General features: G+C 73.1%; 2 protein-coding genes. One reads left to right on the top strand and one right to left on the bottom strand.

The annotated features are described in order from the left end of the window. Nucleotides 1-185: 185 nt before the first annotated feature. Nucleotides 186-902, top strand: coding sequence for a VOC family protein (locus AB0C29_RS49375; protein ID WP_360835434.1), 717 nt, complete (start codon nucleotides 186-188; stop codon nucleotides 900-902). 11 nt (nucleotides 903-913) lie between these two features. Here the strand turns inward: AB0C29_RS49375 and AB0C29_RS49370 are convergent. Beyond that, nucleotides 914-1,201: zinc-binding dehydrogenase (locus AB0C29_RS49370; protein ID WP_360835432.1), on the bottom strand; the 288-nt coding region annotated here is incomplete at its 5' end.

Below are 1,201 nucleotides of genomic sequence, written 5' to 3'. Positions count from 1 at the left end.
GGTAGGCGGGAACCCAGGAGACCGGCCAGAACCAGGGCCGGGAGACCAGGACGAGCAGCGCGGCGGGACGGTCCAGCACCGTAGTCATACCCGGCATGGTCCATCGTCGTGTCTGTGGGCGCGCTGAGAACCCGCCGCGCGTTAATCGGCTGCGGGCGACCGCGGCCCGCACCTAGGCTCCGGCGATGACGAGCCGACTGCACGCGATCTGCTTTCTGGCCGAGGAACCCCGGCGTCTCGGGCGGTTCTGGTCCGAGTACCTGGGCCGCGAGCTGGTCGACGACGCCCGCGACGGGGTCGCCCTGCTGCCCGACGCGGACAACGCGTACCGGATCCGGTTCATCGCGCACGACGAGCCCAAGCGCGGCCAGAACCGGGCCCACTTCGACCTGACCAGCGCCTCCGAGCAGGACCAGCAGCAGAAGGTGGCCCGGGCGCTGGAGCTCGGCGCCCGGCACACCGACGTCGGCCAGCTCCCCGAGGAGGGGCACGTCGTGCTCGCCGACCCCGAGGGCAACGAGTTCTGCGTCATCGAGGCGGGCAACAACTTCCTGGCCGGCTGCGGCCTCATCGGCGCGCTGGCCGGCGACGGTACGCAGGCCGTCGGCTATTTCTGGAGCGCGGCGCTGGACTGGCCGCTGGTCTGGGACCAGGACGAGGAGACGGCGATCCAGTCACCCGGCGGCGGCACGAAGATCACCTGGGGTGGCCCGCCGCTGATGCCCCGGACCGGCAAGGACCGGCTGCTGCTCGACCTCGCCGTACCGGTCCACAGTGACCTGCCCGCCGAGATCGACCGGCTGATCTCCCTCGGCGCGAAGCGCCTCGAGACCGGCCCGGGCGACGACGGCCGGGTGCTGATGACCGATCCCGACGGCAACGAGTTCACCGTGCGCGGCTGAGCCCGGCCGGTTCAGAGGGTCAGCACGATCTTGCCGCGGGCGTGGCCGGTCTCGCTCAGCTCGTGGGCGGCCACGGCGTCCTTGAGCGGGAACACGGCGGCGAGCGGCACGGTGAACCGGCCCTGCTCGGCGAGGGCGGCCGCGGCGGCCAGCCCGTGCAGCGCCTGCGGATCCGCGCCGGGACCGCCCGAGCTGGACAGGTGGACCCCGTACGCCGCGGCGTTCAGATCGGCCACCGTCACCACCCGGTCCGGGCTCCCGGCCAGCTCGACCAGGTCGGGCAACGAGCCGGAGCCGGC

Source organism: Actinoplanes sp. NPDC048791 (genome assembly GCF_040650095.1).
Taxonomy (GTDB): domain Bacteria; phylum Actinomycetota; class Actinomycetes; order Mycobacteriales; family Micromonosporaceae; genus Actinoplanes.
Note: the sequence above shows the minus strand (reverse complement) of the source record. Positions and strands in the feature narration are given on the sequence as shown.